This window comes from Maritimibacter sp. 55A14 (assembly GCF_003122205.1).
GTDB lineage: Bacteria > Pseudomonadota > Alphaproteobacteria > Rhodobacterales > Rhodobacteraceae > QEYE01.
In genome coordinates, this window is the sequence record NZ_QEYE01000021.1 from 1 (window position 1) to 15,488 (window position 15,488).

Sequence of the window (15,488 nt, forward strand, 5' to 3'; positions counted from 1 at the left end):
GGAAAATAGGGTTCCAGACGCGCCATCTGCGCGTCGCTCAGCCAGTAAAGATCAGACATGTCACCGCTCTGTTTTCAGGCGGTGAATCACGATGCTCGGCTGAAATCAATGGGTCCTGACCCTAACAGTCTGTTCCCACCGCGTCAGACACAGCATCAATCCAAGCCTTTTGTTTGAGGGACCGATTTTGCATCACGCAAACGTGCTTGAGCTGATCGTTCATCAAGCCCGAAATTCTAACCTTCTCTCGCTCAACTTCCTTCGGCGACAACCATGGATTCAAGTAAATCCGCTTAAGACTGTTAGCTGAGAATGAAAACTTGTCAGTGGGCATGCCCTGCGGAGTGCTTAGCCTAAGAACGCGGAACTCGCACTCATCGCGGTACTGTTCTCTTTTGGCAAATGGGATCAGCCCTGATTCCAGCTGGCTTAGACCTGCGGGCATCCGATATCGAACTTTGTCAGCAACAAGCGATGCATCCCCTTTTATGTCTTTGATAAGGCTATCTCGTTCGAACCAAAGACACACACCTCTCTTACGTCCGCCAAAGATATGCCAAAAATGAAATCTATCCGCTGCTCCCGTCAGGCACGTCCCGCGAACTTCGAACTTAAGGAATTTATCAGAATAAATACGGATACACTCGCTGTCATTCTTGTCTTCCCATTCTCTGGGATTTCCCAGATGCAGTTGCTGCCCTTTCAGCACCGCCTCCAAGTGCTTCAACTTTGTGTACTTTTTCAGCCAGCGTTCTTTTGGCATGCAGGAGCTCCAAGTATTACACTTTCGGAAATTTTGAATAATTTATCCGCGGAGAGCGCACGCAAAGCAAGATCCGAAAGCACATAGCTATGCCTAAAGTGTCAACAAGGGCCCGATGCGGACTCTCGACGAAACCAACGTCATCGGCCGCCTGCACCATCTACTGCCAAGAGGCGGCCTCCGTGGCCGCCCTTCGCTTGTCCCGTCCGGGGTTTTCCGGCTCAGCCCGCCCTGCGCCGGCGCCGCCCCGCCGCGGCCAGCCCGCCGATCCCCGCCAGCATCAGCCAGCCCGCCGCGGGCAGCGGCACCGGGGCCGGCACATCGCCGGAGACGGTGAAATTGTCGATCGCGAAGCCTTCGCTGCGCTGGCTCACCTTCGACCAGAACATCACGTCGAAAAGGTTCGGCACCGAGGCGAGCGAGATCGTCGCGCTGCGCCACTGATCGTCGGTGCTGTTGAAGCCGGTGTTGGTCCATAGATCGACGGCCAGCGCGTCCGTCCCCGCCGCGGCCCAGCCGAAATAGAACCTGTCGTCGCTTTCGAGGTTAATCCCGCGCCAGTCGAAGGACACGGAGATGTTGACCAGCCCGCCACCCGTGAGCCCGGTCTGAAGCGCCGAGGCGCTGGGCAGCGCGTCCGAGACGAAGTCGCGCAGCCGCAGACGGTCGGCGAAGATCGCCACGTCGTCGGCCTCGGACTCGCGCTCGGCCCAGCCGTTGCCGACACTGTTGCCCGCCGGGCGGTTGAAATCATCCGCGAAGATCGTGGCGGCCTGCGCCGCCCCGGCAGCCACCATCAGGAAGGCCGCCGTGATACCGGGAAAAACCGTGTTACGCATATCCATCGTTACCATCGCTCCAATCCGGCCTCTCGGCCCTCTGCGGGCCCTGCTACCGCAATCCGCTTCCCGGCGCACAGGTGCCCTACCCATCCTCAAGATGGCAAAATTGCAGCGGGGCCGAAACAGAAATCGGAGGAAATCCAGTACCGGGCTTAACAATCGGCGGGTCTGCCGCGCTTCGTTCCGGCTCGCCCCCTGATTGCCGCGCCCGGCGCGACAAAAAGGATAATCGCAGCGCATTGTTTCCCTGCCCACCCACATATCCCGAGCGGCGATTCGCCCGCGCACGACGCCAGCAAGGACTTGCCCGGCGTCATGGGCTCTGCTTTGATCGGCTGACACAGCCGGAGCGCCGCGCCATGACCAGCACACCCAGCTTCACCATCGGCATCGAGGAGGAGTACCTGCTCGTCGATCTGGACACGATGGATCTGGCGGAGGCGCCCGAGGCGCTGATGGAGGAATGCGCCGCCGATCTGGAAGACCAGGTCAGCCCGGAATTCCTGAAATGCCAGGTCGAGGTCGGCACCCGCGTCTGCAAGACCATCGGCGACGCGCGCACCGACCTCAAGCGGCTGCGCGCCAAGGTGGCCGAGGTCGCCGGGCGCCACGGCGTGGCACCGATCGCGGCCTCCTGCCACCCCTATGCAAGCTGGCGCGCCCAGCATTTCACCAAGAAGGACCGCTACCGCGACCTGGAGCGTGACCTTGCTGGGGTTGCACGGCGGATGCTGATCTGCGGGATGCATGTGCATGTTGGCATTGAGTCCGAAGACCTGCGCATCGACCTGATGAACCAGTTTTCCTATTTCCTGCCGCATCTTCTGGCCTTGAGCTGTTCCTCGCCCTACTGGCAGGGACAGGATACCGGGCTGTCGAGCTACCGTCTGACCGTGTTCGACAACCTGCCGCGTACCGGACTTCCGCCGCGGCTGGCCAGTTTCTCGGAATATCAGCGCTCGGTGCAGGTGATCATCGACACCGGTGTGATCGAGGACAGCTCGAAGATATGGTGGGATCTGCGCCCGTCCTCGCGGTTCCCGACGCTGGAAAGCCGCATCTGCGATGTCACGCCCCGGCTGGAACACGCGCTGTCGGTGGCGGCGCTGACGCAGTGCCTGTTGCGGATGCTCTGGCGGCTCAGCAAGTCCAACCAGCGCTGGCGCATCTATGACGGCTTCCTGGTGGGCGAGAACCGCTGGCGGGCGCAGCGCTACGGCCCCAGGGAAGGGCTGATCGACTTTGGCCGGCACGAGGTCGTGCCCTATGCTGAACTGCTGGAGGAGATGATCGCGCTGGTGGCCGAGGATGCCGATGCGCTCGACTGCATGGCCGAGGTCGATGCGGCGCGCGATATCCTGGTTTCCGGCACCAGCGCGGAACGCCAGCGCGCGGTCTATGCCAAGGCGGTGGAAGCGGGCGAGGAGCACGAATCCGCTCAGCGCGCCGTGGTTCGCTCGCTCGTGGAGGAGTTTTCCGCCGATCTCTGAGCCCGCGCGCAGCGATCGCTTGCAAAACTCCTGCAACAATCGATAATTAAACATATGTTCAATTCTGACATTGCGGGGGAGCATCATGGATTTCGCGCTCAGCGAGGAACAGACCGCCATTTTCGACATGGCGCACGGGTTCGGGCAGGATCACATCGCCCCGCACGCACGCGAATGGGAAGCGGCGGGCACCATTCCCAAGGATCTCTGGCCCAAGGTGGCGGAGCTGGGTCTGGGCGGCATCTATGTCTCCGAGGATCATGGCGGCTCGGGGCTCAGCCGGCTCGACGCGACGCTGGTTTTCGAGGCGCTGGCCATGGCCTGCCCCGCTGTCGGTTCCTTCCTGTCGATCCACAACATGTGCGGCGGCATGATCGACAAGTTCGGCTCCGACGAGACGCGGGCGAAATGGTTGCCCGATCTGTGCAGCATGAAGAAGATCTTCTCCTACTGCCTGACCGAGCCCGGCTCGGGCTCGGACGCGGTGGCGCTGCGCACCCGTGCGGAGCGCACCAACGAGGGCTACCGGCTGAACGGCACCAAGGCCTTCATCTCGGGCGGCGGCTATTCGGACGCCTATGTGGTCATGGTGCGCACCGGCGACGACGGCCCCAAAGGCATCTCCACCGTGGTCGTGGAGGACGGCGCGGCGGGGCTCAGCTTCGGCGGGCTGGAAGACAAGATGGGCTGGCGCGCGCAGCCCACCGCGCAGGTTCAGTTCGACGATTGCGAGGTGCCGGCCGAAAACCTGATCGGCGAGGAGGGCCGCGGCTTTGTCTACGCGATGGCCGGGCTCGATGGAGGGCGGCTCAACATCGCGGCCTCGGCACTGGGCGGCGCGCAGGCGGCGCTCGACGCGACGCTGGCCTATATGGGCGAACGCAAGGCCTTCGGCAAAACCATCGACCAGTTCCAGGGCCTGCAATTCCGTCTGGCCGACATGGAGACCGCGCTGCAATCGGCGCGGATCTTCTTGCGTCAGGCGGCCTGGAAGCTCGACACCGGCGCGCCAGATGCGACCAAGTTCTGCGCGATGGCCAAGCGCTATGTCACCGATGCGGCCTTCGATGTCGCCAATGACTGCCTGCAAATGCACGGCGGGTACGGCTACCTGGCCGATTACGGGGTGGAGAAGATCGTGCGCGACCTGCGGGTGCATCAGATCCTCGAAGGCACCAACGAGATCATGCGCCTAATCGTCGCCCGCAAGATGCTGGAGGCACGCGGATGAGCGGCGACATCCACATCCGGCAGGACGGCCGCATCGGGCGGATCACGCTGACCCGGCCCAAGGCGCTCAACGCGCTCAGCTACGAGATGTGCACCGCCATCGAGGCCGCGCTCGACGCCTGGGCGACCGACGAGACCGTGGCGATGCTGCTGATCGACGCCGAAGGCGACAAGGCATTCTGCGCGGGCGGCGACATCGCGCAGATGCATGCGACGGGCATGGCGGGCGACTACACCTATGGCCGGCAATTCTGGCGCGACGAGTACCGGATGAACGCAAAGATGCACCGTTTCCCAAAACCCGTCGCCAGCCTGATGCAGGGCTTCACGATGGGCGGCGGCGTGGGCGTGGGCTGCCACGGCTCGCACCGGGTGGTGGGCGACAGCAGCCGCATTGCCATGCCCGAATGCTCCATCGGGCTGATCCCCGATGTGGGCGGCTCGCACCTGCTGGCCCATGCGCCGGGGCGATTGGGCGAATTCCTGGGCACCACCGGCAGCCGCATGGGGCCGGGGGACGCGCTCCATGCGGGTTTCGCCGACTATTACCTGCCCGAGGCGCTGTGGCCCGACCTGACGCAGGAACTGACGGAGACCGGCGACTGGACGCGCATCGACGCGGCTGCCCGCCCCGCCCCCGACAGCCCGCTCGCCGCTGTGCAGACGCAGATCGACCGGCTCTTTTCAGGCGAGACGGCGGGCGACTGCCTGCGCGCGCTACGCGCCACGGAGGGCGACCTGGCGCAGGACGCACTGCGCGCGCTGGAGCGCAACGCACCGCTTTCGGTGGCCTGCACGGTGGAGCTGATCCACCGCCAGCGCGGGATCGCGGATATCTTCCACGCGCTGGCGCTCGAATACCGCTTCACCCATCGCAGCATGGAACATGCGGATTTCATCGAGGGCATCCGGGCGATGATCATCGACAAGGACAAGACGCCGCATTGGCGCCATGCCGGCATCGAGCAGGTGACAGCCGCCGATGTCTCCCGCATGCTGATGCCGCTGGGCGCGCAGGAGCTGAAACTGGAGGAGGAACTGACATGAGGATCGGTTTTATCGGACTGGGCAACATGGGCGGGCCGATGGCCGCGAACCTGGCCAAGGCCGGACACGAGGTCGCCGGGTTCGATCTGGCCGCGCCCTGCCCCGAGGGCGTGACGACGGCCGCCTCCGCCGCGGCCGCGGCCAAGGGCGCCGAAGTGGTCATCACCATGCTGCCCAATGGCGAGATACTGCGTGCCGTCGCGGCCGAGGTGATCCCGGCGATGCGGGCCGGCGCGGTCTTCCTGGACTGCTCCACCGTCGATGTCGACAGCGCCCGCGCGGTGGCCGCGCAGGCCAATGAGGCCGGGCTGGGGGCGCTCGACGCGCCGGTTTCCGGCGGTGTCGGCGGCGCGCAGGCCGGCACGCTGACGTTCATGGTGGGTGGCGACGCCGCGGCGTTCGAGACCGCCCGTCCGCTTTTTGAGGTGATGGGCGCCAAGGCCGTGCATTGCGGCCCCTCCGGCAACGGGCAGGCTGCGAAGATCTGCAACAACATGATCCTGGGCGCCACGATGGCAGTCACCTGCGAAGCCTTCGCGCTGGCCGACAAGCTGGGGCTGGACCGGCAGGCGATGTTCGATGTCGTCTCCACCTCCTCGGGGCAGAGCTGGTCGATGAACACCTATTGCCCGGCGCCCGGCATCGGCCCCAAATCGCCCGCCGACAACGATTACAAGCCGGGCTTCGCCGCCGATCTGATGCTCAAGGATCTGCGCCTGTCCCAACAGGCCGCCGAAGCCGCCGACGCCGACACGCCGATGGGCGCGCGGGCGCTGGAACTCTACGTGCAATTCGTGGAGCAGGAGGACGGCGAGGGCCGCGACTTCTCGGCCCTGCTGCCACGCTTCGCGGCGCGCGGACGGGGCTGATGGGCTGGACGGGCCGCGCCCCCGCCCTGGCGGGGTTCGAGCCGGAAACCCGCACCCGGCTCGACACGCTCAAGCCGATGCAGGTGCCGCGCGGTACGGTGCTCTTCCATCCCGGCGATTCCGTGGCCGGATTCGTCGTGATGCTCGCGGGCCGGGTGGAGGTGTTCCTGACCGGGCCCACAGGACGAGAGATCCTGCTCTACGCCGTCGAGCCGGGACAGTCCTGCGTCCAGTCCACATTGGGGCTGCTGGGCGGCGAGGATTACACCGGCGAGGCGATCGCGGCCACCGACTGCGAGTTGGTGATGGTGCCGCGCGACATCTTTCTGGCATTGACCGATACCAGCGCGGCGTTCCGGCATTTTGTCTTCACGGCCTTCGCGCGCCGCGTTCAGACAATGATGCACCTGCTTGAAAGAATTGCATTTCAGAAAATCGAGGCCAGGTTGGCGACGACCCTGCTGGACCTGGCCCCGCCGGACGGGCCACTGTCGGTCACGCATCAGGATCTCTCGGTCCGGGTCGGCACCGCGCGCGAGGTCGTCTCGCGCAGGCTGGAGAGCTTCCGGCAGCGCGGCTGGGTGCGGCTCGACCGCGGACGGATCACGCTGACCGACAGGGCGGCGCTGGCCCGGCTCGCGGGGCTCGACGACGGCTTCGTGACATAGTCACTGATCCGACGCGGTCTCTGCGCCACAAAGGTGGAAAGACGCCGGATCGTCCGGCGCCACCTGACCGGAGAGACCCCATGTTCAAGAAAAACGTCGGAACCGTCGATCGCGTGCTGCGCGTTCTGGTGGGCATCGCGATGATCACCGCCTTCGTCGCCCTGCCGGACGCACCCTGGCGCTGGGCGCTTCTCGTCGTCGGCATCGTGGGCATCGTGACCGGCGCGATGTCGAGTTGCCCGCTCTACACGCTTTTCGGCCTGCGCACCTGCCCGCTGCAAAAGGGCTGACACCGGCGGCGTTCCGCCGAAAAGATGCGAAATGAGCTTGCGCCGGGTGGCCTTCGGCCTCATCTCTTGCCTCAAAGAGAATGGAGGCTTTCCATGCGCATGATCCTCGCCGCCGCCTTGGCATTGGCGCTGGCCGTGCCCTTCCCCGGCCCTGCCGCCGCGGATCCCGGTATCGGTCATTGCCCGCCCGGCCTGGCCAAAAAGCGCCCTGCCTGCATCCCGCCGGGACAGGCGAAGCGCTATTATCGCGGCGATTTCATCCACGACGGCTATATCGTGATCCGCGATCCGGGCCGCTACGGGCTCGACCCCCGCGACAGCTACTACCGCGTCGGCGATTATGTCTACCGGGTGGACCGGGAAACCCGCGAAGTGCTGGATCTGATCGGCGACGCCGTACGGGTTCTGGACTGAGCGGCTGACATGGCCAACCGGCCGGAGCACCATTTCTATTCGGCCGCCACCTTGCGCGGCCGCAGCATGTCCTTGAGATACCGCCCGGTATGACTCGCCCCGGTCCGGGCGACATCTTCCGGTGTGCCCTCTGCCACGATCCGCCCGCCACCGTCGCCGCCCTCGGGTCCGATGTCGATGATCCAGTCCGCCGTCTTGATGACGTCGAGATTGTGCTCGATCACCACGACCGTATTTCCGGAATCCACAAGCTCGTGAAGCACTTCCAGGAGCTTCTTCACGTCCTCGAAGTGCAGCCCCGTGGTCGGTTCGTCGAGGATATAGAGCGTCCGCCCGGTTGACCGGCGCGACAGTTCCTTCGACAGTTTCACGCGCTGCGCCTCGCCGCCCGAGAGCGTCGTCGCCTGCTGGCCCACCTTGATATAGCCCAGCCCCACGCGCATCAGCGCATCCATCTTCTCGCGGATCGAGGGCACGGCCTTGAAGAAGCCCTGAGCATCTTCAACCGTCATATCAAGAACGTCCGCTATGCTCTTGCCCTTGAACTTTACTTCCAGCGTCTCGCGATTGTAGCGCGCGCCCTGACAACTTTCGCATGTCACATAGACATCGGGCAGGAAATGCATCTCGATCTTGATCAGCCCGTCGCCCTGGCAGGCCTCACAGCGCCCACCCTTGACGTTGAAGGAAAACCGCCCCGGCTTGTAGCCGCGCGCCTTGGCCTCGGGCAGCCCGGCGAACCAGTCGCGGATCGGCGTGAAGGCGCCCGTATACGTCGCGGGGTTCGACCGCGGCGTGCGCCCGATGGGTCGCTGGTCGATGTCGATCACCTTGTCCAGATGCTCCAGCCCCCGGATCGTCTCGCAGGGCGCGGGCGTCTGGCGGGCGCCGTTGAGCCGCATCGAGGCGGTCTTGAAGAGCGTCTCGATGGTCAGGGTGGATTTACCGCCGCCCGACACGCCCGTGACACAGACGAACTTGCCCAGCGGAAAGGCTGCGGTCATGCCTTGCAGGTTGTTGCCGGTGGCCTTCTCCACGGTCACCTCGCGGCCATTGCCCGGACGGCGGGTCTTGGGCACCGCGATCTCGCGCGCGCCGGTCAGGTATTGCCCGGTGATCGAGGCCGGATCGGCGGCGATCTCCTCGGGCAGGCCGCGCGCGACGATGCGCCCACCATGCACCCCGGCGCCGGGGCCGATATCGAGCACGTAATCGGCGCTGCGGATCGCCTCCTCGTCATGCTCCACCACGATCACCGTGTTGCCCTGGTCGCGCAGGTTCTTGAGCGTGGTGAGCAGCCGGTCGTTGTCGCGCTGATGCAGTCCGATGGAGGGCTCGTCGAGCACGTAGAGGACCCCCGTCAGCCCCGATCCGATCTGGCTGGCCAGCCGGATGCGCTGGCTCTCGCCGCCGCTGAGCGTGCCGGCATTGCGCGACAGAGTCAGGTAATTGAGCCCGACATTGACAAGAAAACCAAGGCGTTCGCGGATTTCCTTGAGAATGGCGCGGGCGATCTCGTTGCGCTGCGCGGTCAGCGCCGCGGGCACCGTGCCGGCCCAGTCGAACGCCTCCTGTATCGACATCTCGACCACTTCGCCGACATGCAGCCCGCCGATCTTGACCGCCAGCGCCTCGGGCCGCAGCCGGTGACCGTCGCAAGTCCCGCAGGGTCGGTTGTTCTGATAGCGCTCGAACTCCTCGCGCACCCAGGCGCTGTCGGTCTCGCGCCAACGCCGCTCCATGTTGGGAATGACGCCCTCGAAGACGCGGCTGACAGTATAGACCCGCCCGCCCTCGTCATAGCGGAACCGGATCTCCTCCTCGCCCGACCCGTAGAGCATCACCTGCTTCACATGCTCGGGCAGGTCGCGCCAGGGCGTGTGCCTATCGAATTCGTAATGTGCGGCGATGGCCTCGATCGTCTGCAGGAAATAGGGCGATTTGCCCTTGCGCCAGGGCGCCAGCGCCCCGTCATAAAGGGTGAGAGAGGCATCCGGCACGACGAGACGCTCGTCGAAGAAAAGCTCCACCCCCAGACCGTCGCAATCCGGGCAGGCGCCAAAGGGCGCGTTGAACGAAAAGAGCCGCGGTTCGATTTCGGGGATGGTGAAGCCCGAGACCGGGCAGGCGAAATTCTCGCTGAACGTGTGGCGCTCCGGCTCGCCCTCGCGCGGCGCGGTCTCCAGCACGGCGATGCCGTCGGCCAGGTCGAGCGCGGTGCGCAGGCTGTCGGCCAGGCGCGTCTCCAGCCCCTCGCGCACCACGATCCGGTCCACCACCACGTCGATATCGTGGCGGAATTTCTTGTCCAGCGTGGGCGGCTCGTCCAGCTCGTGAAACCCGCCATCGACCTTGACGCGCTGGAAGCCCTGCTTGCGCAGTTCCAGAAACTCCTTGCGGTACTCCCCCTTGCGGTCGCGCACGATCGGCGCCAGCAGATAGGCGCGCGTGCCCTCCTCCATCGCCATGATGCGGTCCACCATGTCCGACACCTGCTGCGCCTCGATCGGCAGGCCGGTGGCCGGTGAATAGGGCGTGCCGACGCGCGCGAAGAGAAGCCGCATGTAGTCATAGATCTCGGTCACCGTGCCCACGGTGGAGCGCGGGTTCTTGCTGGTGGTCTTCTGCTCGATCGAAATCGCCGGCGACAAGCCCGTGATGTGGTCCACATCGGGCTTTTCCATCATGTTGAGAAATTGCCGGGCATAGGCCGAAAGGCTCTCGACATAGCGGCGCTGACCCTCGGCATAGATCGTGTCGAAGGCGAGGCTCGACTTGCCGGACCCCGAGAGCCCGGTGATGACCACAAGGCGGTCGCGGGGAATGTCGACATCGACATTCTTGAGATTGTGCTCGCGTGCACCGCGCACCTCGATATTCTTCAGCTCGGCCATCTGCCCCTCCGCAGGAATGGTTAAGAGATAGTGGAGCGCGCGCGAGTCTCCAACCGAAAATTGAGAACAATAAGAGAACTTCCGCCAAGAGCCGGCCCGGCAGAAGCGGGGGCGCAGCCCCCGCGCCCCCGAGGTATTTTAACCAAGATGAAAGGAATAGGTGGTTTTCTGGCCCAGCGGTACAGGCGGAGGCGCCGATGACCGCCCAAGGTGAAAGCGCCCCGTCCCTGCGGTTCAGGCCGCACGGGCGGGGCGCCGCCGTTTCATCTTGGTTAAAATACCTCGGGGGGAGTCCGAAGGACGGGGGGCAGAGTCCCCTTGCCCCGTTTCACATATGGATCACGCGGCCATAGGCGTCGAGCACGCTTTCATGCATCATCTCGCTTAGCGTCGGGTGCGGAAAGACGGTGTGCATCAGGTCCTCCTCGGTGGTCTCCAACTGGCGGCCCACTACAAAGCCCTGGATCAGTTCGGTCACTTCCGCACCGACCATATGCGCACCCAGAAGCTCGCCCGTCCTGTCGTCGAACACGGTCTTCACCATGCCTTCGACATCGCCCAGCGCGATCGCCTTGCCGTTGCCGATGAAAGGAAAACGCCCGACGCGGACCTTGTATCCAAGCTCCTTCGCTTTCGCCTCGGTATACCCGACCGAGGCCACCTGGGGATGACAGTAGGTACAGCCCGCGATGCTCTCGGGCTTGACGGGGTGCACCTTCTTCCCGGCGATCATTTCCGCCACCATGACGCCTTCATGGCTGGCCTTGTGCGCCAGCCAGGGCGCGCCGGCGATATCCCCGATGGCGTAGAGCCCGTCGACCCCGGTGCGGCAATACTCGTCTGTCAAAACATGGGTGCGGTCGAGCTTGACCCCGAGTTCTTCCAACCCCAGCCCCTCGACATTGCCGACGATGCCCACGGCCGAGATCACCGTGTCGAACTCCAGCTTTTCGGTCTTGCCGCCGCTCTCGATATGCGCGGTGACCTTGCCCTTGCCGCGGTCGAGTTGCCTGACCGTGGATTTCTCCATGATCGTCATGCCCTGCTTGACGAAGGATTTCTTTGCGAAGGCACTGATTTCGGCATCCTCCACGGGCAGCACGCGATCCATCACCTCGACCACTGTCGTCTCCGCGCCCAGCGTGTTGAAGAAACTCGCGAATTCGATCCCGATCGCGCCCGAGCCGATGACGAGCAATTTCTTCGGCATGCGCTTGGGTTGCAGCGCGTGTTTGTAGGTCCAGACCAGGTCGCCATCGGCTTCCAGCCCCGGCAATTCGCGGGCCCGCGCGCCGGTGGCCAGGATAATGTTCCTGGCCGTCAGCTCTTCCTTGCCGTTTTCGGTCGCGACCTCGACCCTGCCCTTCGCGGGCAGTGTCGCCTCGCCCATGACGACGGTGATCTTGTTCTTCTTCATCAGGTGGCCGACGCCGGAGGTCAGTTGCTTGGCCACGTCGCGCGAGCGTTTCACGACCGCGTCCAGATCGTAACCCACCGCGTCCGCCTTGAGCCCGAAATCCTTTGCGCGGTGCATCAGGTGGAAAACCTCGGCCGAGCGCAGCAGCGCCTTGGTGGGGATGCAGCCCCAGTTCAGGCAGATGCCGCCCAGATGCTCGCGCTCCACGATCGCCACGTTCAGACCCAGCTGCGCGGCCCGGATGGCGGCGACATAGCCGCCGGGTCCCGCGCCGATCACGATCAGGTCAAAGGTTCTGGCAGCCATGGCATTCCTCCGGATAAAATTTGTTTGATATTAAACTATCCGGAGAATCCGCGCAACGGACCTCATGCCGCAGCGCGCATGCGGGCAGCGGCATTGCACCGGCCGCAAGGCCGGGGCGACCGCCCGCGGATCAGGCCGAAACCGCTTCGGTCTGCTGAAGGCCGCGCACCGTGCTGCCGTAGCCGCCGCCCTTGAGATAGGCGGCCTCGGGTCCGGTCGTGGCCCGCTCAAGCATTGCATTGCGGTGCGGGAACCGGCCGAAGCGGCGGATCTCCTCGCGATGCGCCTTGGCGTGCAGGAGGTTGGCGGCGCCGCTCTCGGGCATCCGGGTGAGCATCAGCCGCACACAGCGTTCCTGATCGCAGAGGCATTCGGCATGCATCAGCGGCAGGTAGAAGAACTGCCGTTCCGGCTCGCCCGCGCGCATGTCCCAGCCCAGGTCGATGGCCCGTTTCGCCATCGCCAGCGCCAGCTTGTCGGACGCAAAGGCGCGCCCGGTGCCGCGGAACATGTTGCGCGGCATCTGGTCGAGCAGGATGAGGAGCGCCAGCGCGCTGCGCGGGTGGCTCATCCATTCGGCACAGACGCCCGCCTGCGCGGCGTGCCAGGCGGGCTCGAACTTGTCACGGATTTCGGCATCCACTGCCGGATCGACCTCGTACCACCCCTCGGGCCCCAGCTTGTTCAGCCAGTAGTCCAGCACGTCGTCCGGTCTCTGCATGGGCTTCATAACACGCTCCCTCGCGGTTGCCCCAAGTGTCAAAAAAGCGTCGCAAAGTTTAATTCAACTTGCAACCGCCCGTTATCGTTAACATTCCGCTTTTTTGTCCACAGTGTCTTCACTGCCAGCCGCATCGTTGGCCATTTCGATGGCAATCTCCTGGGCCAGCTCCATCGCCACGGGCGATGCGGTCTGACCGACCGGCGCGTAGGAGGTGGTGTCCTCGGCCCGCGGGGCGGGGCGCTGGGTCATCCGGTAGACGGCGTATCCCGACAGCGCGAACATCAGGAGTGCGATAAAGCCGTAGAAGCCGTTCGGCCCCACCTGCCCCATGACCCAGCCCAGGATCAGCGGGCCGGTGGAGGCCCCCACCCCGTTGATGAAGATCAGCCCGCCTGAGGCCGCCGCCATGTCGTCGGACTCCAGGTAATCGTTGGTATAGGCGATGATCAGCGAATAGAGCGGGTTCGACACGCCGCCCATCAAGAAGGCCATCGCAAGCTGCACGGGGAAGCCCACGGTAAAAAACACCGGGATGACCAGGAACACGCCGGCGAAGCCCGCCAGCCCGCAGATCAGCACGCGCCGGTCCATGCGGTCGGAGATCCAGCCGATCGGGTACTGGCAGACCATGCCGCCCGTAAAGATCATCGACACGAAGAGCGAGATCTGCGCCACGCTCATGCCTGCCTCGGTGCCATAGACCGCCGACATGCCGAATTGCGCCGAGAAGACGCCACCTAGTAGGAAGGTGCCCACTGCCCCCAGCGGCGAGACCCGCACCAGCCCGACCAGCGACATCGGCTTGCTGGTCTCGAAGAAGGGCGCGGGCGAGATCGACAGCAGGATCGGGGCGAAGGCGACCGACACCAGCACCGAGGGGATGATGAAGAGGATGTAGTCCGACGGGTCGCCCAGGTTCAGCAGCCCCTGCGCGGCGATGATGCCGATCATCTGCACGATCAGGTAGACCGACAGCGCCTTGCCGCGGTTCTCGTTCGTGGAGGCGTTGTTGAGCCAGCTTTCCGCGGTCACGTAGACGCCGGAGAAGCAGAACCCGATCAGCACGCGCATCGCGGTCCAGATCCAGGGATCCGGCGCCACCGGGTAGAGCACGATCAGCGCCGATACGAGCGAGCCCAGCGCCGCGAAGACGCGCACATGCCCGACCCGCCTGATCAGGTGCGGCGCCATGCGCGAGCCGCCCAGGAAGCCCACGAAATAGCCCGACATGACCAGCGACATCTGGGAGGCCGAGAAGCCCTCGATCGAGCCGCGCACGCCCAGGAGCGTGCCCTGAAGCCCGTTGCCGAGCATCAGCAGCATCATGCCCAGAAGCAGGGCCCAGGAATTTCTCAATACATCGAACATGCTCGTCTCCGGCGCTGCCGTTCATGTCGCGGCGTTATCGCCCAGTCTGTCAGCCTGCATCAGTCCCCTGACCGTCCGCCTGCGACGGTCCGGCGTCGTCTTTGGCGTCCGGTATCAGGAGCGAGGCGTCTCCGTAAGAGAAAAAACGGTATGCCTGCCTTGTCGCATGCGCATAGATCGCGCGGATGCGCGCGGGCCCCATCAGCGCCGAGACGAGCATCATCAGCGTCGATTTCGGCAGGTGGAAATTGGTCATCAGCGCGTCGGTGACGCGGAAGCGGTAGCCGGGGCGGATGAAGATGTCGGTCTCGCCGCTCCAGGGCCGGACGCGGCCGGTTCCGTCGGCCGCGGTCTCGATCAGCCTGAGCGCGGTCGTGCCGACCGGGATGACCCGCCCGCCCGCGGCGCGCGTGGCGTTGATCTCGTCGGCGGCGCGCGCGCTGACCTCGCCCCATTCGGCATGCATCCTGTGGTCGCGTACGTCCTCCACCTTCACCGGCAGGAAGGTGCCCGCGCCGACATGGAGCGTCACATGGCTGAAGGCCACGCCGCGCGCGGCCAGTGCGGCCAGCAGACGGTCGTCGAAATGCAGCGACGCAGTGGGCGCGGCCACGGCGCCGGGATTGCGGGCAAAGACGGTCTGGTAGTCTTCCCGGTCCTGCACGTCGGCGGCGCGGCGCGCCGCGATATAGGGCGGCAACGGCATCGCGCCGGCCTGGGCGAGCGCCACGTCGAAGGCCTCACCGGTCAGGTTGAAGACCAGCTCGGCGGTGTCGGCCGCGCGTGCCGCCACCTCGGCCTCCAGCCCCGCCTCGAAGCGGATCGCATCGCCCGGTCGCAACTTCCGGAGCGGCCGCGCCATCGCCCGCCAACCGCCGCCGGGAAGCGGCTCCAGCAGGGTGACCTCGACCTTCGCCTCCACCGGACCGTCCGCGCTTTCGCGCCGCCGCAGCCCGGAAAGGCGCGCCGGGATCACTTTGGTGTCGTTGAGCACCAGCCGGTCGCCGGGGCCCAGAATCTCGACCAGGTCGAAGACCCGCCGGTCCTCGATCCGGTCGCCTTCGGCCACCAGCAGCCGCGCGGCGCTGCGCGGGCGCGCCGGGCGGGTCGCAATCAGATCCTCGGGCAGGTCGAAATCGAAATCGGAGAGTTTCATGGCGTCTCGG

At 65.1% G+C, this 15,488-nt stretch carries 14 protein-coding genes; 7 read left to right on the top strand and 7 right to left on the bottom strand.

Annotated elements, in window-relative coordinates; genetic code table 11:
* Nucleotides 1-121: 121 nt before the first annotated feature.
* Together DDZ14_RS19455 and DDZ14_RS15445 are read right to left on the bottom strand one after the other, a co-directional pair.
* Nucleotides 122-763: a hypothetical protein gene (locus tag DDZ14_RS19455; RefSeq protein WP_146193161.1), complete on the bottom strand. Its 642-nt coding sequence runs from the start codon at nucleotides 761-763 to the stop codon at nucleotides 122-124.
* Nucleotides 764-984: 221 nt separating this feature from the next.
* Complete coding sequence (locus DDZ14_RS15445; RefSeq protein ID WP_233252608.1) at nucleotides 985-1,608, bottom strand: VPLPA-CTERM sorting domain-containing protein; 624 nt, start codon at nucleotides 1,606-1,608, stop codon at nucleotides 985-987.
* A gap of 356 nt (nucleotides 1,609-1,964) precedes the next feature.
* Between DDZ14_RS15445 and DDZ14_RS15450 the strand changes: the two genes are divergently transcribed.
* The 7 genes from DDZ14_RS15450 (at nucleotide 1,965) to DDZ14_RS15480 (ending at nucleotide 7,613) form a co-directional block, all read left to right on the top strand.
* Nucleotides 1,965-3,095, top strand: a complete 1,131-nt coding sequence (locus tag DDZ14_RS15450) for a carboxylate-amine ligase (RefSeq protein WP_109425883.1) — start codon at nucleotides 1,965-1,967, stop codon at nucleotides 3,093-3,095.
* Between the two features lie 85 nt (nucleotides 3,096-3,180).
* On the top strand, nucleotides 3,181-4,326 hold the full coding sequence (locus DDZ14_RS15455) for an acyl-CoA dehydrogenase family protein (protein ID WP_109425884.1): 1,146 nt from the start codon (nucleotides 3,181-3,183) through the stop codon (nucleotides 4,324-4,326).
* The gene (locus DDZ14_RS15460) at nucleotides 4,323-5,372 is read left to right on the top strand and encodes an enoyl-CoA hydratase/isomerase family protein (RefSeq protein WP_109425885.1); all 1,050 of its coding nucleotides are present in this window, start codon (nucleotides 4,323-4,325) and stop codon (nucleotides 5,370-5,372) included. Before DDZ14_RS15455 ends, DDZ14_RS15460 begins: the two co-directional genes overlap by 4 nt.
* The gene (gene mmsB / locus DDZ14_RS15465) at nucleotides 5,369-6,241 is read left to right on the top strand and encodes a 3-hydroxyisobutyrate dehydrogenase (protein WP_109425886.1); all 873 of its coding nucleotides are present in this window, start codon (nucleotides 5,369-5,371) and stop codon (nucleotides 6,239-6,241) included. Before DDZ14_RS15460 ends, mmsB begins: the two co-directional genes overlap by 4 nt.
* Nucleotides 6,241-6,909, top strand: coding sequence for a Crp/Fnr family transcriptional regulator (locus DDZ14_RS15470; protein WP_109425887.1), 669 nt, complete (start codon nucleotides 6,241-6,243; stop codon nucleotides 6,907-6,909). The genes mmsB and DDZ14_RS15470 overlap by 1 nt, the downstream gene beginning before the upstream one ends.
* 80 nt (nucleotides 6,910-6,989) lie before the next feature.
* Nucleotides 6,990-7,199, top strand: a complete 210-nt coding sequence (locus DDZ14_RS15475) for a DUF2892 domain-containing protein (protein ID WP_109425888.1) — start codon at nucleotides 6,990-6,992, stop codon at nucleotides 7,197-7,199.
* Nucleotides 7,200-7,292: 93 nt separating this feature from the next.
* Entirely contained in the window at nucleotides 7,293-7,613 is a 321-nt protein-coding gene (locus DDZ14_RS15480; protein ID WP_199221358.1) for an excinuclease ABC subunit A, read from the top strand.
* Nucleotides 7,614-7,648: 35 nt separating this feature from the next.
* Here the strand turns inward: DDZ14_RS15480 and uvrA are convergent, their stop codons facing one another.
* The 5 genes from uvrA to queA all read right to left on the bottom strand — a co-directional run bounded on the left by uvrA (nucleotide 7,649) and on the right by queA (nucleotide 15,478).
* Complete coding sequence (gene uvrA / locus DDZ14_RS15485) at nucleotides 7,649-10,507, bottom strand: excinuclease ABC subunit UvrA (RefSeq protein ID WP_109425889.1); 2,859 nt, start codon at nucleotides 10,505-10,507, stop codon at nucleotides 7,649-7,651.
* A gap of 328 nt (nucleotides 10,508-10,835) precedes the next feature.
* Nucleotides 10,836-12,230 (bottom strand): dihydrolipoyl dehydrogenase, encoded by a 1,395-nt coding sequence (gene lpdA, locus DDZ14_RS15490; protein ID WP_109425890.1) that lies wholly within the window; start codon nucleotides 12,228-12,230, stop codon nucleotides 10,836-10,838.
* A gap of 130 nt (nucleotides 12,231-12,360) precedes the next feature.
* Complete coding sequence (locus tag DDZ14_RS15495) at nucleotides 12,361-12,951, bottom strand: DUF924 family protein (protein WP_109425929.1); 591 nt, start codon at nucleotides 12,949-12,951, stop codon at nucleotides 12,361-12,363.
* Between the two features lie 87 nt (nucleotides 12,952-13,038).
* Complete coding sequence (locus DDZ14_RS15500; RefSeq protein WP_109425891.1) at nucleotides 13,039-14,322, bottom strand: MFS transporter; 1,284 nt, start codon at nucleotides 14,320-14,322, stop codon at nucleotides 13,039-13,041.
* A gap of 49 nt (nucleotides 14,323-14,371) precedes the next feature.
* A complete protein-coding gene (queA, locus tag DDZ14_RS15505; RefSeq protein ID WP_109425892.1) occupies nucleotides 14,372-15,478 on the bottom strand; it encodes a tRNA preQ1(34) S-adenosylmethionine ribosyltransferase-isomerase QueA in 1,107 nt (368 codons plus the stop codon).
* Between the last annotated feature and the right edge of the window lie 10 nt (nucleotides 15,479-15,488).

Excerpts from the sequence above, each read along its gene's own strand:
- DDZ14_RS15445 (WP_233252608.1), bottom strand. The coding sequence starts at position 1,608 with ATGGATATGCGTAACACGGTTTTTCCCGGTATCACGGCGGCCTTCCTG.
- DDZ14_RS15460 (WP_109425885.1), top strand. The coding sequence starts at position 4,323 with ATGAGCGGCGACATCCACATCCGGCAGGACGGCCGCATCGGGCGGATC.
- uvrA (WP_109425889.1), bottom strand. The coding sequence starts at position 10,507 with ATGGCCGAGCTGAAGAATATCGAGGTGCGCGGTGCACGCGAGCACAAT.
- DDZ14_RS15495 (WP_109425929.1), bottom strand. The coding sequence starts at position 12,951 with ATGCAGAGACCGGACGACGTGCTGGACTACTGGCTGAACAAGCTGGGG.
- DDZ14_RS15480 (WP_199221358.1), top strand. The coding sequence starts at position 7,293 with ATGCGCATGATCCTCGCCGCCGCCTTGGCATTGGCGCTGGCCGTGCCC.
- DDZ14_RS15470 (WP_109425887.1), top strand. The coding sequence starts at position 6,241 with ATGGGCTGGACGGGCCGCGCCCCCGCCCTGGCGGGGTTCGAGCCGGAA.
- queA (WP_109425892.1), bottom strand. The coding sequence starts at position 15,478 with ATGAAACTCTCCGATTTCGATTTCGACCTGCCCGAGGATCTGATTGCG.
- DDZ14_RS15455 (WP_109425884.1), top strand. The coding sequence starts at position 3,181 with ATGGATTTCGCGCTCAGCGAGGAACAGACCGCCATTTTCGACATGGCG.
- mmsB (WP_109425886.1), top strand. The coding sequence starts at position 5,369 with ATGAGGATCGGTTTTATCGGACTGGGCAACATGGGCGGGCCGATGGCC.
- DDZ14_RS15450 (WP_109425883.1), top strand. The coding sequence starts at position 1,965 with ATGACCAGCACACCCAGCTTCACCATCGGCATCGAGGAGGAGTACCTG.
- DDZ14_RS15475 (WP_109425888.1), top strand. The coding sequence starts at position 6,990 with ATGTTCAAGAAAAACGTCGGAACCGTCGATCGCGTGCTGCGCGTTCTG.
- lpdA (WP_109425890.1), bottom strand. The coding sequence starts at position 12,230 with ATGGCTGCCAGAACCTTTGACCTGATCGTGATCGGCGCGGGACCCGGC.
- DDZ14_RS19455 (WP_146193161.1), bottom strand. The coding sequence starts at position 763 with ATGCCAAAAGAACGCTGGCTGAAAAAGTACACAAAGTTGAAGCACTTG.
- DDZ14_RS15500 (WP_109425891.1), bottom strand. The coding sequence starts at position 14,322 with ATGTTCGATGTATTGAGAAATTCCTGGGCCCTGCTTCTGGGCATGATG.